The sequence below is a fragment of the Leisingera aquimarina DSM 24565 genome (genome assembly GCF_000473165.1).
GTDB lineage: Bacteria > Pseudomonadota > Alphaproteobacteria > Rhodobacterales > Rhodobacteraceae > Leisingera > Leisingera aquimarina.
On sequence record NZ_KI421504.1, the window covers coordinates 1,918,616 to 1,935,029 of the forward strand.

Sequence of the window (16,414 nt, forward strand, 5' to 3'; positions counted from 1 at the left end):
CCAGGCAGCTATGTCCATTCTCGACAAACATAAGATCCTCGAGACCAACGCGACCCTTTTGCTGGTGTGCAGCTTCCTGGTCGTGACCATCGGCGGCCTGGTGCAGATCGCACCGCTGTTCTACCTGGAAAACACCATTGAGAAGGTGGAGGGCATGCGCCCTTACACCCCTCTCGAACTGGCGGGCCGGGATATCTACATCCGTGAGGGTTGCTATGTCTGCCACAGCCAGATGATCCGCCCGATGCGCGATGAGGTCGAACGCTACGGCCACTACTCGCTGGCGGCAGAGTCGATGTACGACCGTCCGTTCCAGTGGGGCTCCAAGCGGACCGGGCCGGATCTGGCCCGTGTTGGCGGCCGCTACTCGGACGAGTGGCACGTCGATCACTTGCGCAACCCGCAGGCCGTGGTGCCGGAATCGGTGATGCCGAAATACGGCTTCCTCGAGGAGAAGCGGGTCGATGGCAAATACATCGGCGACGTGATGGCCACCAATGCGATGCTGGGCACCCCCTATACGGACGGGATGATCGAGGCCGCGCAGGCCGACTTCCGCGCCCAGGCAGATCCCGACAGCGACTTTGACGGGCTGCTGGAGCGTTACGGCGAGAAGGTCAATGTGCGCAACTTCGACGGCCAGCCGGGTGTGTCCGAGGCCGATGCGCTGATCGCCTACTTGCAGATGATGGGCACGCTGGTCGACTTCTCGACCTTCACCCCGGACGCAAGCCGTTAAGGAGGGAAAGATGGAATTCTACACGCTCCTCAGGCAATTCGCGGACAGCTGGATGCTGCTGTTCCTGTTCACCTTCTTCATCGGTGTTGTGGTCTGGGCGTTCCGCCCGGGCAGCACCAAGGTTTACAAGGATACCGCAGACATCCCGTTCCGGCATGATGATGCACCGGCGCCTGCCGCAGGTGCTGACGAACCCGCCGAGACCAAGGAGGCGAGGGCATGAGCAAAAAATCGCAAAAGTTCGAAGGCGATCCGAACACCACCGGCCATGAGTGGGACGGGATCGAGGAATTCGACAACCCTATGCCGCGCTGGTGGCTGTGGACCTTCTACGCCACCATCATCTGGGGCGTGCTCTATACCATCGCCTATCCGGCCTGGCCGTTGATCAACGGCGCCACTGCCGGGGTGCTGGGCTGGTCGACCCGCGCCGATGTGGCGGCTGAGATCACCGCGGTGGAAGAAGCCAACGCGCCGGTCAACGCCAAGCTGGAGGCAACCGAGCTGACCGCCATTGCGGCAGATCCTGAGCTGAACTCCTACGCGGTGTCCGCCGGGTCCGCGGTGTTCAAGACCTGGTGCGCCCAGTGCCACGGCTCTGGTGCTGCGGGCGCCAAGGGCTATCCGAACCTGTTGGATGACGATTGGCTGTGGGGCGGCTCGGTGGAGGATATCCACGCCACCGTCGCCCACGGCATCCGCAATGAGGACAGCGATGATGCGCGCTATTCCGAGATGCCTGCATTCGGCCGCGACGAGCTGCTTGAGAAAGAAGAGATTTCCCAGGTGGTCAACTACGTGATGTCGCTGTCGGGCGAGGCGCAGGATGCGTCGAAGGTTGAGGCCGGATCGGTTGTCTTTGCTGACAACTGCGCTTCCTGCCACGCCGAGGACGGCACCGGCGACCGTGAACAAGGCGCGCCGAACCTGGCGGATGCAATCTGGCTTTACGGCGGCGACTACGCCACCCTGAGCGAGACCGTGACCAACTCGCGCTATGGTGTGATGCCGGCCTGGAACACCCGCCTCACCGAGGCGCAGATCCGGGCGGTTTCGTCCTATGTTCACCAGCTTGGCGGCGGCGAATAAGCCGGATCCGGTTTTGCAAGAATAGCGAAAGGGCTGCCCTCGGGCGGCCCTTTTTTGCGGATGAGGGGGGAGCTAGCCCGAAGCCGCTCCTCAAGCTAGGAGCATCGTTCGCTAAAACCTAGCCAGTTTCTGTCGGTTGCAAAGGTGCCGTACTCGGGGTCCTAGACAAGACTGGAGAAGAAGCAGATTTACAGCGGTTCCTAGGCGATGAAACTGCAAGAACGGCTGGTTGTGTTGTTCGGCGGTTGAACACTCCCGACTTGGCTGGCCGTGCCTGCAGGCGAAGAGTGCATTATTGTAGAAAGTGCTTGGCTGGTACTAGTCTGGCTTTCGGGGACAGAGTTGAATTTGTCCGTTTCACAGCATTGATGCCGCTGTGTTCTTGGACGATGGCGCCGGAGTTCCAAATTCAGAAGGCCGGCACAATGTCCGAGAATATTCACCATGAACTGCTTCGCATCTTGGAGGGCGAGATGGCATTGTGGATACGGGCCAGGATCGGCGACCTGCCAGATGAAGCTAAGTTTCGTGCAAACAACGCTTTGAGTGCGTTGTATTGGGCGGGCGGCATTTCGACGCTCCACTCTTCATTGGATAGAAAATACAGGTTCAGCGTTCCGGCCACGTTCTGCCTGTCACATGCGCTCGAAGAGGCGGTGGTGGCATTTGTTGGCTGCGCGTCCGTTGGTGAATACAAAAGCCTCACCGACAAATTCAGCATCGGCAACCACAGATACAAGTCCGCACTGAGCTGGGTAATAACGGAGATTACCAATCTAGTAAGTGACGAATTCGCACTCGCACTGACGTACTCCAAGGACCATGATCAGATCATTGCCCGATTTGTTGACGAAGGCAAAACTAATTACGCACCTGCGTCCTTGAAACTTCTGAATATGAAAAATGCAGACGGTGAACGGACCAAGTCGTTCGTCGAAGACATTTATGCGAACTATGCAAATGAGGGCGCGGCACTCAGATATCTTCAAGATATGGCTAACGGACGAAACATACTGATGTATGCAACCGGTGAAGGCTACCTGACTGGTCCCGACGACATGACGTACAATCTCCGCGAGCTCTCCAAGACGACGCTCGGGGTGCTTTGGGCCACCATTGATCTCTGGGAAAACAAGGGTGAGCGGCTACAGCTGGTTGAGATCTTTCTTCAAACAGCTGTGGATCTGGCGAAGAGTGCCAGCCGCCTGCGGAACAAAGAAGAACAGGAACGCAAGAAAGCGAAGGGTGCGGCTGCTGGCCCGGGGTTCTGAAACCCTGCCGCCTCGTGAGGCTCAGCTTCCTGCGCAAAATCGGCTGTTGTGGTCATTTTCCACCTGACCCTAACCCATCGAAGTCATCGAACTGCGTTTGCGGGCGCGGGCGGCGTCGGTTCTGGTGCTCCACCAGGCGATGCCGCCCCAAAGCAGCACATAGAAAAGACCGGTTCCAAGCACCAGCTCGCCCGGGAACGGGCCGATGTCGGCGCGGGCGACCGCTTGCTGCAATGAGGTGACGCCAGTGGGGTGCACCGCGATCTTGCCCGCATAGGCGAGGGATTGGATCAGCAGGATCCAAAAGTAGTTTCGCCGGATCCGCCGCCCGATCGCGGTCATCACGCCGACATGGTACTCCGGCCGCAAATAGTCGGCGGCCAGCACATCCTGCCAGTGTTCCTCCAGATGCAGGTCGCCCTCTTTCAGCATGGGGGTGTAAAAATGCGTCTCCATCCAACGGGCGCGGGCGCGAAACACGTTGAAATACCGGTAGCGGCGTGCCTCAAGCATCAGGAAGAAAATGATCAGCACCCCCACCAGGATCAGCGGCAGGGGCGAGGCGCCGGGCGAGGAAAAGGAAATCGACAGTGCCACGCCCAGCGTGACTACCGACCAGTTGGTGGTGGTGTCCAGCCGGGTGCGCCAGACGGTGCTGCGGTAGATCTCGCCCCTGTACAAATGCGCCAGTGCGCCGATTTCGGCTGCCGTCAACGGTGCGCGGTCTTTGGCGGCTGTCTGCTCGGTCTCGTTTTTTGCCATAAAAACGAGCGTAGATTTTTTCCCGGGACCGGGCAATTAATTTGCGCCTTTTTGATCCGTGTCAAACTCTGAGGGCCGCAAACCGGGTAAAACCGCAGGTGAAAGAGATTGCTGCTTGGCTTAACAGCCCTCCTGGGCAGCATGATATCCCGCAAGGCCGACGTGCAGGCTGAACGGGTCATGCGCCGGTTTTCCGATCTGTTCGCGCGTTTCCTGGAAAACCGGCGCTTTTTCTTTCTTCCCCAATGTCAGGGTCTCAGGTCAGATGTTCTGCGGATGAATGCAGCGCGTTTTCGGCGGCTTAGAAGCCAGCCAGCGCAGCAGCCGGGTGAACCTGCCTGCAGGGCGTGGCAAGGGCTTGGGTGTGGGCAGATCCCGCAGCCTTAAACAGTCCTGCCGCGTGGCGGTCATCATCGATCGGGCATAGATATCAATCAGCATTTCAGTGCCTCCTATCCTGGCGTCTGATACCGATGCTTGCCTGAAACGGTGATTCCTGCGAGTTAATACGAATGACACTATGTAAGGCAGGGTTACATATGGATTGGTTGCACATGCCGCCGCTTGCCGCGCTGAGGGCGTTTAGTGCCTTTGCTGAGGCAGGAAATGTAGTGCAGGCGGGGGCGGCTTTGAATGTCAGCCACGCTGCCATCAGCCAGCAGCTGCGCGCACTGGAAGCGCATCTGGGCGCGGCATTGCTGGACCGCAGCGGCAGGGCGCTGGCCCTGACTGCGGACGGCGAACATCTGGCCCGAGCACTGCAGCTGGGGTTCGGGGCGATCGAGGCGGCGGTGCAGGAGATATCTGCTGCAGGTGCCACCCGGCCGCTGCATGTGACCTGTACGCCGATGTTTGCCGCGCACTGGCTGATGCCGCGGCTGGCCGGGTTTCAGGCGGAGCATCCGGAGATTGATCTGGTTCTGGACCCGCGGGGCGAGATTGTCGAGCTGAAGCCGGGCGGTGTGGATATCGCCATCCGGTACGGAGACGGCAACTGGCCGGGCCTGGAGACCGGGATGCTGCTTCAGTCGCCGATGGTGGTCATCGCGGCCGGCAGTCTTCTGGACGGGCGGCAGGTGACGGTCCCGGAGGACCTGCTGGATCTGCCCTGGCTGGAGGAACTGGGCACCTCGGAGGCCTCGCGCTGGCTGGAATCGCGCGGTGTCACCGAGGCTTTGCGCGGGCCGCGCACCCGGCTGCCTGGAAATTTGCTGATGCAAGCGGTGCGGGCAGGCCAGGGGGTGGCCGTCAGCGTGCGGGAATTTGTTGTCGAGGATCTGCACAGCGGGCGGTTGCTGGAATTGTTCACCGAAGGCGCAGACCGGGGATATCACATCGTGACCCGCCCCGGCGTGCTGCGTCCGGAGGCACGCAAGCTGATTGGCTGGCTGCTGCGGCAGCAGCAGAAGGAGCGGTGAAGCCGCTGGCTTTCTGACAGAGTTCATCTTTGCAGCGCCGCAATCGCTGCGCTGCGGCAACTTGCCTCTGGCGGCGTTGGGCGGGCAGGCATAGTTGGCGTTTTGCCTTCACAATGCGCGGAGACGGTGCCTAAAAACATGATTGTGCGATGCGCTTTTTGATCCACGTCAATGTTCTTGCACTATGCATCTGTGACAACGGCGCGAGACAGCCACAAGACGGAGAGAGTCCGTGAGCGATTCCAACCCAGCCCCCAGCCTGTACGCCGCCCGGGAGCCGATTTATCCGCGGCGCGTGTCCGGCCCGTTCCGGAACCTGAAATGGTACATCATGGTGGTGACGCTGGGGATCTACTATCTGACGCCGTGGATCCGCTGGGACCGCGGGCCGTCATTGCCGGATCAGGCGGTGCTTTTGGATCTGGCAGGACGGCGGTTCTATTTCTTCTGGATCGAAATCTGGCCGCATGAGTTTTACTTCGTGGCCGGATTGCTGATCATGGCCGGGCTGGGGCTGTTCCTGTTCACCTCTGCCTTGGGCCGGGTCTGGTGCGGCTATACCTGTCCGCAGACGGTCTGGACCGACCTGTTCATCCTGGTGGAGCGCTGGATCGAGGGCGACCGCAACGCGCGTCTGCGCCTGCACCGGCAGAAAAAGATGGATTTCCGCAAGGCGCGGCTGCGGCTGACCAAATGGGTGTCCTGGTTCCTGATCGGCCTGGCGACCGGCGGCGCCTGGGTGTTCTATTTCGCCGATGCGCCGACGCTGGCCTATGATCTGGTGACATTGAACGCGCATCCCGTTGCCTATACCACCATGCTGGTGCTGACCGGCACGACCTTTCTGTTCGGCGGTTTCGCACGCGAGCAGATCTGCATCTACGCCTGCCCCTGGCCGCGCATTCAGGCGGCAATGATGGACGAGGACACGCTGACCGTCGGTTACCGCGAGTGGCGGGGCGAGCCGCGCGGCAAACCGCGCAAGACCGACGAACCGGGGACCGTGCATGGCGACTGCATCGACTGCATGGCCTGTGTCAACGTCTGCCCGATGGGGATTGATATCCGTGACGGACAGCAGATGGAATGCATCACCTGTGCGCTGTGCATCGACGCCTGCGACGACGTGATGGCCAAGATCGGCAAGCCGCGCGGGCTGATCGACTATATGGCGCTGTCGGATGAGGCAGAGGAGCGTGCAGGCAAACCGCCCAAGAACATCTGGAAGCATATCCTGCGGCCGCGCACCATCATGTACACCAGCCTGTGGTCGCTGGTCGGTGTGGGGCTGCTGTTTGCCCTGTTCATCCGCTCGGACATCGAATTGACCGTCGCGCCCGAACGCAACCCGACCTTTGTGACACTGTCCGATGGCGCCATCCGCAACACTTATGACGTGCGGCTGCGTAACAAGCACGGCGAGGACCGGGTGTTCAAACTGTCAATCAAGGGCGACCCGGCGATGCGGCTGCAACTGGAAGGCACGGTGTATCACTCAGTCAATGTGCCTGCCGATACCGCGCTGCTGCAGCGGGTTTATATCGTCTCTGCCAAGGGGTCGGCACCGTCGCAGGCCGCCTCCAGCCCGGTTCGCATCTGGGCCGAGGATCTGATAAACGGGGAACGGGCCCATAAGGACACCAGCTTTAACGGCAAGGGGAACTGAGCCATGGCCAAGCGCGAACGCGAATTCACCGGTAAGCATGCCTTGATGCTGTTCTGCGGCGCCTTTGCGGTGATCATCGGGGTGAACATCGCCCTGGCGGTCAATGCGGTGAAGACCTTTCCAGGGCTGGAGGTGAAGAACTCCTATGTTGCCAGCCAGGAGTTCGATCTGCGCCGTTCTGCGCAGGAGGCCTTGGGCTGGTCGGTCTATGCGTCTTCGCAGGGTGATCAGGTCAAGCTGGAGATCACCGATGCCGGCGGCGCCCCGGTGGAGGTCGCCAAGTTGAGCGCAACGCTGGGCCGGGCCACCCATGTGCAGGATGACCAGCAGCCGGAGTTCACCTTTGACGGCCAGGCCTATGTGGCGCCGGCCGAGCTGGGGCCGGGCAATTGGAACATCCGCATGGTTGCGCGGGCCAAGGACGGCACCGAATTCACCCAGCGCGTGATCCTGCATGTGAAAGGCTGATTGCCATGACTGCCCAGCTCCGCCCTTCGCTTGCGGCTTGCCCGGCCTGTGTCGCAGCCCCGCATGACAGCGCTGAACAGGCCCCGACAGAGGCACGGCTGGCGCTGTCCTTGCCGGGCATTCACTGCCAGGCCTGTATTTCAGCGGTGGAGCGCGAGCTGAGCGCACATCCCGGCATTCATTCCGCACGGGTCAATCTGACACTTAAGCGGGCGTTGATCGAGGCGGAGCCGGATTTGCGCGCTGCCGATCTGATCCCGGTGCTGGAAAGCATTGGCTACGAGGCGCACGAACTGGATCTGGCAGCGCTGGCTGCCACCCAGAACGACAAGGCGGGACGCGATCTCTTGATGCGGCTGGCGGTGGCTTTCTTTGCCTCCATGAATGTGATGCTGCTGTCGGTTTCCGTCTGGTCCGGGGCATCGGATGCGACACGGGACATGTTCCACTGGATTTCTGCCGCGATCACCTTCCCCGCGATCATCTTTGCGGCACAGCCGTTTTTTGCCAATGCCTGGACGGCGTTGCGGGTCGGGCGCCTGAACATGGATGTGCCGATTGTGCTGGCGCTTGTGTTGGCGCTGGCCACCTCGCTATGGGAGACCTCGCTGTCGGGTGAGCACGCCTATTTTGATGCCGCGCTGACGCTGACCTTTTTCCTGCTGGCAGGCCGTTATCTGGACTACCGCACCCGCGCTGTGGCGCGTTCCGCCGCCGAGGAGCTGGCCGCACTGGAGGTGCCTCGCGCGATCCGGTTGCTGGACGGGGATGAGTACGAAGTGCCGGTGGCGGATCTGGCGATTGGCGACCTGATCCTTGTGCGCCCCGGCGGACGGATGCCGGTGGACGGCGAGATTATTGAGGGGCGGTCGGAACTGGACCGGTCGCTGCTGACCGGCGAGACGCTGCCGGTGTTTGCGGAACCCGGCCTGGCGGTGTCAGCCGGCGAAGTGAACCTGACCGGCCCGCTCACCATCCGGGCGACTGCGGTGGGGGAGGATACCTCGCTGCACCGGATGACCGATCTGGTCGCCATCGCCGAATCCGGCCGCTCCCGCTACACCTCGCTGGCAGACAGCGCTGCCAAGCTTTATGCGCCCGGCGTTCATATCTTGTCGGCTCTCGCATTCGCGGGCTGGTATCTTTACACTTTCGACCTCCGCATGGCGCTGAACATCGCCGCGGCGGTGTTGATCATCACCTGTCCCTGCGCGCTGGGCCTTGCGGTGCCTGCGGTGACCACCGCGGCCTCAGGCAGGCTGTTCAAACGCGGTATGCTGATCAAACATGCCACTGCGCTGGAGCGTCTGGCGGAGGTCGATACCGTGGTGTTCGACAAAACCGGCACGCTGACTGCCGGCGCGCCGCAGGTGACCAACCTGGGGGATCATGCCCGGGGCGATTTGGAGATTGCACTGGCGCTGGCCGAAGGGTCTTCGCATCCGTTGTCAGTGGCGCTGACACGCGCCGCGCGCACAGCCGGGGTCAAACCGGCCGGCGTGCAGGACATCACCGAGGTGCCGGGTTATGGCGCAGAAGGACTGTTCCGCGGCCAGCGGGTGCGGCTGGGACGTGCAGCCTGGGTCGGCGCCGAGCAGGACAGCCAGACAGCCGCTTGGCTGGACAGCGGGTCGGGGGAGGCGCAGGCGTTCCTGTTCACCGATGCCTTGCGTCCCGGTGCTGCGGAAGCGGTGCAGGCGCTGAAGGACGCAGGCAAGGATGTGCTGTTGATCTCCGGCGACAGCACTGGCGCGGTGGAGGATCTGGCCGGACGGCTGGGCATCGCCAAGTGGGTGGCCGAGGCGCTGCCAGCGGACAAATCCGCCCGGGTGCAGATGCTGACGGAGCAAGGCAAAAAGGTTCTGATGGTCGGTGATGGCCTCAATGACACAGCGGCGCTGGCAGCGGCGCATGTGTCAATCTCACCAGCCTCGGCGCTGGATGCCGCGCGGGTGGCCTCGGATATCGTGCTGCTGGGGCAAGATCTTTCCCCGATTGCAGAGGCCTGTGCCGTGGCGCAGAAGGCAACCCGCCGGATCCGCGAAAACTTCCGCATTGCCACGCTGTACAACGTGATCGCGGTGCCCCTGGCGATAGCCGGGCTGGCGACGCCCTTGATTGCGGCGCTGGCGATGTCTACCTCTTCCATCACAGTCTCCCTCAACGCGCTGCGGCTGCGATAAGCCGGCGCCAGCCACACCGGACCTGAAGCCATGAGTGTCCTTGCCTATCTGATCCCGATTTCACTGATCCTCGGCTCGGTCGGACTGGCGGCGTTTTTCTATACGCTGCGCAGCAACCAGTACGACGACCCGGAAGGCGATTCCCGCCGGATCCTGAGCGATGAGTGGGACGACAAGCCCAAGCCGTGATGCGGGCGGCCTGCGCCTGTGTGAAAATGCCTATCCCTCCCGCCCCTGCAGTTGCCCTGGCTGGCGCCAGAGCCCCTTGGCAGCGTTGGGCGTGGCACCGCGCAAAGCGCGGTGCCACGCCCAACGGAAGGAAGTCTTTTCGCAGAAAAGGCTGACGACGGGCGGGAGCGTTTGATCGGGTCCTGGCCGGGTCCTGGCCGGGTCCTGGAGGCGGTCATGAAAAAGGCGCCGCTGGGGCGCCTCTTGTTCTGGTTCGGAAAACACTTGGCTCAGGATGGGCCGATCGGCTTGCAGGTCACGTTGCGGGCGTTCAGGCGGCGGCAGGCCAGTTCCGCCTGATCTTGGCTCATACCGAGGAAATTGGCTTCGAACCCGCGCCGGGTCTTGGCCACCTTGCGCAAGGAGCCGTCCAGCGTTTCCAGCTCAGACAAGGCCGTGCGCAACAGAACCTTTTCGGCCTGGTAACGGCTGGTGTAGAGGCCGACATTGACTCCCCAATAACGCCCGCCGGAAGTGGAAAGCCGGGTCACAACCACTGGTTCCGGTTCGGGTGAAGCGTTTGCAAGGGCCAGGCTGGCCGGGCGGGCAACGGGCCGCAGGCCGGTGAAGGGCACCTTTTGCACTGCAGCGATGACCGTGGCTGTTGCGGTCTGTGCTGCCGGCGCGGGTTCCGCCTCGGCTTCGGCGAGGGCGACGGCTATGCTGTTGCGGATGGCATCCCCCCGCAGCGCACCTTCGGCACTGACGGACTGGACATTTTCGATCTGCTCCGCTGGCGGTGCGGTTTGTGCAGTGTCCTCAACAGCTTCGGCGGGCGGTGTCTGCAGTGCTTCCTCAAGTGCGGCCACCAGCACCGGCGACTCGCTGCGGCCGGGGCGCGTTTTGGGCCGCAGGCTGGTGTTCACCTGGCCGCTGACCCGGATGGTCTTGCCGGCAGCACCTGCGCTGCCGCCGCTGTCCCCGGCGTCCGCTATCACGACGCCGGCGCCTTGGTACGCGGGCCGGCGCGGTTTGCGCAGGGCGGCACGCGAAGGGGCGCGGCGGAAGCCGAGATCCAGCAGTTCCGCCACCTTGGCATTGCGTGCGGTAGAGGATTTTCCGCCGAACACCGTGGCGATGATGCGTTCATTGCCGCGCTTGGCCGAGGCCACCAGGTTGGAGCCTGCAGCACGGGTATAGCCGGTCTTGATGCCGTCGGCGCCGCGGTAACTGGCCAGCAGGCGGCGGTTGGTGTTGGGCACTTCGCGCACGCCGGCATGGGTCGTGCGGCGAGAGAACAGGTTGTAGTATTCCGGGTAGTCATAGAGCAGATGGCGGCCCAGGGTGGTCATATCGCGCGCCGTCGACAGATGCCCGCTGGCCGTCAGGCCATGGGCATTCTTGAAGGTTGTGCGGCTCATCCCCAGTGCTTTGGCGGTGCGGTTCATCCGCCGGGCAAAGGCAGCCTCGGAGCCAGACAGCGTCTCGCCGATGGCGGTGGCCGCGTCATTGGCGGATTTTACAGCTGCGGCTCGGATCAGGTAGCGAAAAGCAATCCGCTGGCCGGAGCGCAGCCCCAGTTTCGAGGGCGGCTCGGCAGCAGCATTGCGGCTGATCTTGACCTTGGTCTCAAGCGAGATTTCTCCGTTCCGCACCGCCTCAAATGCGATGTAGAGGGTCATCATCTTGGTCAGGGAGGCCGGGTGCAGCCGGGTGTCGGCATTGCGCGAATGCAGTACCTCGCCGGTGCGGGAATCGATGACCATCGCAGCATAGGGCGCCGCAGCGGCCCGGTGCGGCTGGAGCGCCAGCACAATTGCTGCGATAAGAAATACCGCGGCTGCCCTCAGGAACCGGGTACAAGAATCCCGGCCTGACGCCGGATTGACCTGCGTGATCACTGCCATGTTTGCCTCATGCCGCCGGTTTTCCGGCTGACGTTTTTGCCTGTGAGCAAAAGCCTAACACAGGGTTGATAAGGAATAAACCGCGGCGAAAAGGGGTGTTAGGCGCTATGTGCGCCATTCTGCCGGCATCTTGTGGGGATGTCCGGCGGCCCCTCTAGATGCGGTAAATGCTAACAGAAGGTTACCGGAAAAAGTTGTGTTTTCCAGATCGCTGTGCAGCTGATTTCCAGCCCTGCAGGCCGCATAGAGCGGGTTCGGACCGTTAACCCGCGTGAAAATTGGTCACGTAGAAGGGTGTGGAATAGCTGAGGCCGAGCGAGAATTCGCAAGGTTGGCCGAGCCGCGCCTTGATGCGGGATTCGAGGTCCGCAAGCAAGGCGCGGGAAAATGCCTCGTCCCGGTGCGGCTTGGTCAGCAGGGCGACAGTGATGGCAATGTGGCTGTGATGGAACTGTGCCACCGGATAGGCCCGGCCCTTGCAGGCGCCGGCACCGCTGTCGTGGTCCAGGATCACGGCTTCGATCTCGGCCAGGATGGATTTGGCGTCGATGTCCAGATCGCTGGAGTATTTCAGTTCGGCATGCGGCATCTTCCGGCGTCTCCGCTTTGGGTCGGCAAAGCGATAGCTGGCCGGGGCAGGCCCGTCCAGCATCCAATGCCCTCGACTGTCAGCAAAGACTGTTCACCAAATCTGCCAGTCCGCTCAGATCGGGAATCTCGGTATAGCGGGGGCTGTGCTCAGGGGCTTCGGCGTGTTCGACCTCCCAGACCAGCCCGTGCGGCACATAGGTGCCCCAGCCGCCGGCCTCGATCACCGGAACCACGTCCGAGCGCATCGAGTTGCCGACCATCATCGCGCGCACAGCACCGTCGCCGTGGCGGGTGAAGATGTCCAGATAGACTTCTGGTGTTTTCTCGGAGACAACCTCGACGCCGTCGAACAAATCGCCCAGGCCCGATTGCGCCAGCTTGCGTTCCTGGTCCAGAAGATCCCCCTTGGTGATCAGCACGACCTTGTATCGGCCCGCCACCGCCTCTACCGCTTCGCGCGCATGGGGCAGCAGTTCGATGGGATACGACAGCATCATCTGGCCTGCAGTGATCAGTTCCTTGATCACAGAGGCAGGAACCTGTTCTTGTGTCACCTCGATCGCGGTTTCAATCATCGAGAGCGTGAACCCCTTCACCCCGTAGCCATAGCGCCCCAGATTGCGCTTTTCGGCGTCCAGCAGCAGCCGTTCCAGCTGCTCCGGACCGATGTCGGCAGGGGTGTGATCCATCAGCAATTCGGCGAATCTTTCCTGGGTGACGCGGAAGAACCGTTCGTTGTGCCAAAGGGTATCGTCGGCATCAAAGCCGATTGTTGTCAAATTACGTATCAATCTGCGGGTCTCAGTCTCTTTTCCTAAACTGTATAGAGGCTATATAAGCCTCACAGGAAATTCCACGTATCAACGGATCAAATTGCTTATGCCGCTGCAGCACATCATGATGACCGACCATTCAGACGACGATATCGAATCTGGCGTCCTGACCAAGACGCGGCCGAAAACCAAACGTCCGCCGCGCTATAAGGTGCTGCTGCTGAATGACGACTACACGCCGATGGAATTCGTGGTGATGGTGCTGGAACGGTTCTTTGGCATGACCCACGCGCAGGCGTTTGAGATCATGCTGACAGTGCATAAGAAAGGCGTTGCCGTGGTTGGCGTGTTCAGCCATGAGGTGGCTGAGACCAAGGTGGGACAAGTGATGGACTTCGCCCGCCGCCAGCAGCACCCGCTGCAATGCACCATGGAAAAAGAAGAATAAAGAGGCCCTTAGATGTCCGTTCGCCTGTCATTGGCCGCCCAATCGGGCGGCTTTGCTGTTCCGTCAGAGGGCCGCATTGCCGTGTTCCATCCGCGCGCCGATCACGATCTTTCGGCGCTGCCCAAGGATCAGCTGCTGATCGTCCAGCCGCTGCGCCCTGACCACGATCACTTTTCCGCACAGGGTTATGCCTGCACCCCGGTACTGCAGGCAGATGAGGCGCTGGCCGCTGCCGTCGTGTTCATCCCGCGGGCCAAGGCGCTGGCACGGATGCTGATCGCACAGGCAGCGGCGGCAACGCAGGGGCAGGTGCTGATTGATGGCGCCAAGGTCGAGGGCATTGATTCGGTTCTGAAGGACCTGCGCAAGCGCTGTGAGCCCTCGGCGCCGGTCTCCAAGGCGCATGGCAAGGTGTTCTGGATCGACGGCGGCACCGATCTGTCCGAGTGGCTGCCCGCGCAGCCGCAGCAGGTTGAAGGCTTCACCACAGCGCCGGGCGTGTTTTCGGCGGATGGTATCGACCCGGCTTCCCGGATGCTGGCAGCGGCGCTGCCGCAGAAGCTGGGCCGTAGCGTCGCCGATCTGGGTGCGGGCTGGGGGTATCTGTCGGCGGAGGTTCTGAAACGCGAAAGCGTCGAGGAGCTGCATCTGGCCGAGGCCGATTACAACGCGCTGGCCTGCGCGCGGCAGAATGTTGCGGACAGCCGGGCGCAGTTTCATTGGGCAGACGCCCGGACATGGAAGGCGCCGGGCACCGTGAACACCGTGGTGATGAACCCGCCGTTCCACACCGGCCGCACGGCGGAACCGTCGCTGGGGCAGGCGTTCATCGGTGCGGCGGCGGCAATGCTGGCGCCGTCGGGCAGCCTGTGGATGGTGGCCAACCGGCATCTTCCTTATGAGGTGGCGCTGGGCGAACGCTTTGCCCAGGTGCGTGAGGAGGGCGGCGACAACCGCTTTAAGATCCTGCATGCGTCCCGGCCAAAGCGCCGGCGCAAGTAACCGCGGACAGGTGCAATGCCGGTTTCCAAACCGGCGGGCGCGGTCTAACGTGCGGTCCAGATTGCCACAGGCCAGACTGCCACAAGGGAGTGCCCTTACATGTCCTTTTCGATCTCCGGTAAAACCGCCATCGTGACCGGTGCCTCCAGCGGCATCGGCCTGGCGATCGGCAAGCAGTTTGCCGATGCCGGTGCCAATGTGATGTTTGCCGACACCCAGGAGGCGCAGCTGGTTGCCGAGCTGGGCGAACAGGCCGAGGAAAGCAATATCCGCTATTTCGCAGGCGATCTGCGCGAGCGGCTGACCATTGCCAATCTGCTGTCTGCTACCATTGACGCCTTTGACGGGGTGGACATCCTGGTAAACGGTGCGCGCCAAATGGTGGCAACCGATCCGCTGGATCCCGCCGATGACACCCTGGACCAGCTGCTGATGCAAAGCCTGCTGCCCGCCGTGCGCCTGTCGCAGCAGGTGGCCAAACGGATGATCCGGCAGGGTGAGGAAGACGAGGACAGCAGCGGCCCGCTGGGCAGCATCATCAATCTGTCCTCCATTGCCGCGCGCCGCACCCACCCCGAGCTGATGGCCTATTCGGTTGCATCCGCCGCGCTGGATCAGGCCACCCGGTCCTTGTCTGTGGCGCTGGCGCCGCACAAGATCCGGGTGAACTCGATTGCCTTCGGCTCGGTGATGAGCGCGTCCATGCGGACCACCCTCAAGGACAACCGCAGCTATCGCCATGACATCGAGGCGCACACGCCGCTGGGCCGTATTGCCTCGCCCACTGAACTGACCGAGACGGCACAGTATCTGGCTTCCGACGCCTCCGGTTTCATGACCGGCCAGGTTCTGACGCTGGACGGTGGCCGCACGCTGCTGGACCCGGTGGCGGCACCGGTCCACTGATCAGAAAGACCCCGCATGACTGCTGAGATGAAGACTGAGAAGGCCCAGGCTGCCGCCTGGTTCCGGGACCTGCGCAACCAGATCGTTGCGGCGTTCGAGGGCCTGGAGGACGGCCACAGCGACGGCCCGTTTTCGGACATGGCGCCGGGCCGGTTCGAGGTGACAGAGACCGCGCGCAGCTCGGATGACGGCTCGGATGCAGGCGGCGGGCTGATGAGCGTGATGCGCGGCGGCCGGGTGTTCGAAAAGGTCGGGGTCAATATCTCCGTGGTTTACGGCACCCTGGGCGAACGTGCGCAAAACGCGATGGCGGCGCGCAAGGGCATTCCGGGGATGAAAGATGATCCGCGGTTCTGGGCCTCGGGCATTTCGCTGGTGGCGCATATGCGCAATCCGCATGTGCCTGCGGTGCATATGAACACCCGCATGTTTTGGACCCCGCACGCCTGGTGGTTCGGCGGCGGTTCCGACCTGAACCCTTGTATTGAGTACGATGAGGACACTGCGCATTTTCACCGAACTCAGAAGCAGCATCTGGATCCGCATGGGGAAGACCAGTACCCGCGGCTGAAAGAATGGGCGGATGAGTATTTCTACATCCCGCACCGCAAGCGCGCCCGCGGGGTGGGTGGCATCTTCATGGATGACCGCAACTCCGGCGACTGGGCTGCGGATTTTGCTCTGACTCAGGATATCGGCCGTGCCTTCCTGCCGGCCTTTGTGCCGCTGGTCGAAAAACGCCGGGTGCAAAACTTCGATGAGGCCGACAAGGACGCCCAGCTGATCCACCGGGGCCTCTATGCGGAATACAATCTGGTCTATGACCGCGGCACCAAATTCGGCCTGGAGACCGGCCACGACGCCAACGCGGTGCTGATGAGCTTGCCGCCCTTGGCCAAATGGGTCTGAACAGCCCGCAAACGTGACACTCTGAACGCGCAGCCCCCCCAACAGTGGCGCATTTTTTGTCGGCGGATTTATGCTGATCCGCTGCCGCTGGACGCGACTTTGCACCCGCCTGCG

18 protein-coding genes are annotated in these 16,414 nt (G+C 62.2%); 13 read left to right on the top strand and 5 right to left on the bottom strand.

The annotated features are described in order from the left end of the window. Positions 1-10: 10 nt before the first annotated feature. From ccoO to AQUI_RS0113555, 4 genes are all read left to right on the top strand, one after another. On the top strand, positions 11-739 hold the full coding sequence (gene ccoO / locus AQUI_RS0113540) for a cytochrome-c oxidase, cbb3-type subunit II (RefSeq protein ID WP_027257986.1): 729 nt from the start codon (positions 11-13) through the stop codon (positions 737-739). A 10-nt stretch (positions 740-749) separates the two neighbouring features. Then, positions 750-962 (top strand): CcoQ/FixQ family Cbb3-type cytochrome c oxidase assembly chaperone, encoded by a 213-nt coding sequence (locus AQUI_RS0113545; RefSeq protein WP_027257987.1) that lies wholly within the window; start codon positions 750-752, stop codon positions 960-962. Beyond that, positions 959-1,828 carry a cytochrome-c oxidase, cbb3-type subunit III gene (gene ccoP / locus AQUI_RS0113550; RefSeq protein ID WP_027257988.1) on the top strand — a complete coding sequence of 290 codons (870 nt, stop codon included), beginning with the start codon at positions 959-961 and terminating at the stop codon, positions 1,826-1,828. Before AQUI_RS0113545 ends, ccoP begins: the two co-directional genes overlap by 4 nt. Before the next feature lie 425 nt (positions 1,829-2,253). Continuing rightward, on the top strand, positions 2,254-3,099 hold the full coding sequence (locus tag AQUI_RS0113555; protein WP_156916830.1) for a hypothetical protein: 846 nt from the start codon (positions 2,254-2,256) through the stop codon (positions 3,097-3,099). Positions 3,100-3,168: 69 nt separating this feature from the next. Here the strand turns inward: AQUI_RS0113555 and AQUI_RS0113560 are convergent, their stop codons facing one another. Then, on the bottom strand, positions 3,169-3,861 hold the full coding sequence (locus AQUI_RS0113560; RefSeq protein ID WP_027257990.1) for a DUF2270 domain-containing protein: 693 nt from the start codon (positions 3,859-3,861) through the stop codon (positions 3,169-3,171). Between the two features lie 261 nt (positions 3,862-4,122). Further along, a complete protein-coding gene (locus AQUI_RS0113570) occupies positions 4,123-4,302 on the bottom strand; it encodes a hypothetical protein (RefSeq protein WP_027257991.1) in 180 nt (59 codons plus the stop codon). A gap of 98 nt (positions 4,303-4,400) precedes the next feature. Here AQUI_RS0113570 and AQUI_RS0113575 point away from each other — a divergent pair, with 98 nt between their 5' ends. The 5 genes from AQUI_RS0113575 to ccoS all read left to right on the top strand — a co-directional run bounded on the left by AQUI_RS0113575 (position 4,401) and on the right by ccoS (position 9,785). After that, a complete protein-coding gene (locus tag AQUI_RS0113575; protein ID WP_027257992.1) occupies positions 4,401-5,279 on the top strand; it encodes a LysR family transcriptional regulator in 879 nt (292 codons plus the stop codon). A 232-nt stretch (positions 5,280-5,511) separates the two neighbouring features. After that, positions 5,512-6,945 carry a cytochrome c oxidase accessory protein CcoG gene (gene ccoG, locus AQUI_RS0113580; RefSeq protein WP_027257993.1) on the top strand — a complete coding sequence of 478 codons (1,434 nt, stop codon included), beginning with the start codon at positions 5,512-5,514 and terminating at the stop codon, positions 6,943-6,945. Between the two features lie 3 nt (positions 6,946-6,948). Beyond that, on the top strand, positions 6,949-7,413 hold the full coding sequence (locus AQUI_RS0113585; protein ID WP_027257994.1) for a FixH family protein: 465 nt from the start codon (positions 6,949-6,951) through the stop codon (positions 7,411-7,413). Positions 7,414-7,418: 5 nt separating this feature from the next. Then, entirely contained in the window at positions 7,419-9,596 is a 2,178-nt protein-coding gene (locus AQUI_RS0113590; protein WP_027257995.1) for a heavy metal translocating P-type ATPase, read from the top strand. A gap of 30 nt (positions 9,597-9,626) precedes the next feature. Further along, positions 9,627-9,785, top strand: a complete 159-nt coding sequence (ccoS, locus tag AQUI_RS0113595; protein WP_027257996.1) for a cbb3-type cytochrome oxidase assembly protein CcoS — start codon at positions 9,627-9,629, stop codon at positions 9,783-9,785. Between the two features lie 269 nt (positions 9,786-10,054). On the opposite strand, the gene AQUI_RS0113600 is transcribed toward ccoS, so the two are convergent. From AQUI_RS0113600 to AQUI_RS0113610, 3 genes are all read right to left on the bottom strand, one after another. After that, positions 10,055-11,671, bottom strand: coding sequence for a D-alanyl-D-alanine carboxypeptidase family protein (locus AQUI_RS0113600; RefSeq protein WP_027257997.1), 1,617 nt, complete (start codon positions 11,669-11,671; stop codon positions 10,055-10,057). Between the two features lie 262 nt (positions 11,672-11,933). Continuing rightward, entirely contained in the window at positions 11,934-12,260 is a 327-nt protein-coding gene (locus AQUI_RS0113605; RefSeq protein WP_027257998.1) for a hypothetical protein, read from the bottom strand. 79 nt (positions 12,261-12,339) lie between these two features. Further along, positions 12,340-13,041: an HAD family hydrolase gene (locus AQUI_RS0113610; RefSeq protein ID WP_425411815.1), complete on the bottom strand. Its 702-nt coding sequence runs from the start codon at positions 13,039-13,041 to the stop codon at positions 12,340-12,342. A gap of 118 nt (positions 13,042-13,159) precedes the next feature. On the opposite strand from AQUI_RS0113610, the gene clpS reads away from it, so the two are divergent. From clpS to hemF, 4 genes are all read left to right on the top strand, one after another. After that, the gene (gene clpS / locus AQUI_RS0113615; RefSeq protein WP_035920320.1) at positions 13,160-13,483 is read left to right on the top strand and encodes an ATP-dependent Clp protease adapter ClpS; all 324 of its coding nucleotides are present in this window, start codon (positions 13,160-13,162) and stop codon (positions 13,481-13,483) included. A 12-nt stretch (positions 13,484-13,495) separates the two neighbouring features. Further along, positions 13,496-14,485, top strand: a complete 990-nt coding sequence (locus AQUI_RS0113620) for a class I SAM-dependent methyltransferase (RefSeq protein ID WP_027258001.1) — start codon at positions 13,496-13,498, stop codon at positions 14,483-14,485. A gap of 99 nt (positions 14,486-14,584) precedes the next feature. After that, entirely contained in the window at positions 14,585-15,391 is an 807-nt protein-coding gene (locus AQUI_RS0113625) for an SDR family NAD(P)-dependent oxidoreductase (RefSeq protein ID WP_027258002.1), read from the top strand. 15 nt (positions 15,392-15,406) lie between these two features. Continuing rightward, the gene (gene hemF, locus AQUI_RS0113630; RefSeq protein WP_027258003.1) at positions 15,407-16,300 is read left to right on the top strand and encodes an oxygen-dependent coproporphyrinogen oxidase; all 894 of its coding nucleotides are present in this window, start codon (positions 15,407-15,409) and stop codon (positions 16,298-16,300) included. The last annotated feature ends 114 nt before the right edge of the window (positions 16,301-16,414 follow it).

Coding starts and splice junctions, on each gene's coding strand:
- AQUI_RS0113575 (WP_027257992.1), top strand. CDS start 4,401: ATGGATTGGTTGCACATGCCGCCGCTTGCCGCGCTGAGGGCGTTTAGT.
- clpS (WP_035920320.1), top strand. CDS start 13,160: ATGATGACCGACCATTCAGACGACGATATCGAATCTGGCGTCCTGACC.
- AQUI_RS0113555 (WP_156916830.1), top strand. CDS start 2,254: ATGTCCGAGAATATTCACCATGAACTGCTTCGCATCTTGGAGGGCGAG.
- ccoO (WP_027257986.1), top strand. CDS start 11: ATGTCCATTCTCGACAAACATAAGATCCTCGAGACCAACGCGACCCTT.
- AQUI_RS0113585 (WP_027257994.1), top strand. CDS start 6,949: ATGGCCAAGCGCGAACGCGAATTCACCGGTAAGCATGCCTTGATGCTG.
- AQUI_RS0113560 (WP_027257990.1), bottom strand. CDS start 3,861: ATGGCAAAAAACGAGACCGAGCAGACAGCCGCCAAAGACCGCGCACCG.
- ccoS (WP_027257996.1), top strand. CDS start 9,627: ATGAGTGTCCTTGCCTATCTGATCCCGATTTCACTGATCCTCGGCTCG.
- AQUI_RS0113600 (WP_027257997.1), bottom strand. CDS start 11,671: ATGGCAGTGATCACGCAGGTCAATCCGGCGTCAGGCCGGGATTCTTGT.
- AQUI_RS0113590 (WP_027257995.1), top strand. CDS start 7,419: ATGACTGCCCAGCTCCGCCCTTCGCTTGCGGCTTGCCCGGCCTGTGTC.
- AQUI_RS0113625 (WP_027258002.1), top strand. CDS start 14,585: ATGTCCTTTTCGATCTCCGGTAAAACCGCCATCGTGACCGGTGCCTCC.
- AQUI_RS0113570 (WP_027257991.1), bottom strand. CDS start 4,302: ATGCTGATTGATATCTATGCCCGATCGATGATGACCGCCACGCGGCAG.
- ccoP (WP_027257988.1), top strand. CDS start 959: ATGAGCAAAAAATCGCAAAAGTTCGAAGGCGATCCGAACACCACCGGC.
- AQUI_RS0113605 (WP_027257998.1), bottom strand. CDS start 12,260: ATGCCGCATGCCGAACTGAAATACTCCAGCGATCTGGACATCGACGCC.
- hemF (WP_027258003.1), top strand. CDS start 15,407: ATGACTGCTGAGATGAAGACTGAGAAGGCCCAGGCTGCCGCCTGGTTC.
- AQUI_RS0113545 (WP_027257987.1), top strand. CDS start 750: ATGGAATTCTACACGCTCCTCAGGCAATTCGCGGACAGCTGGATGCTG.
- AQUI_RS0113620 (WP_027258001.1), top strand. CDS start 13,496: ATGTCCGTTCGCCTGTCATTGGCCGCCCAATCGGGCGGCTTTGCTGTT.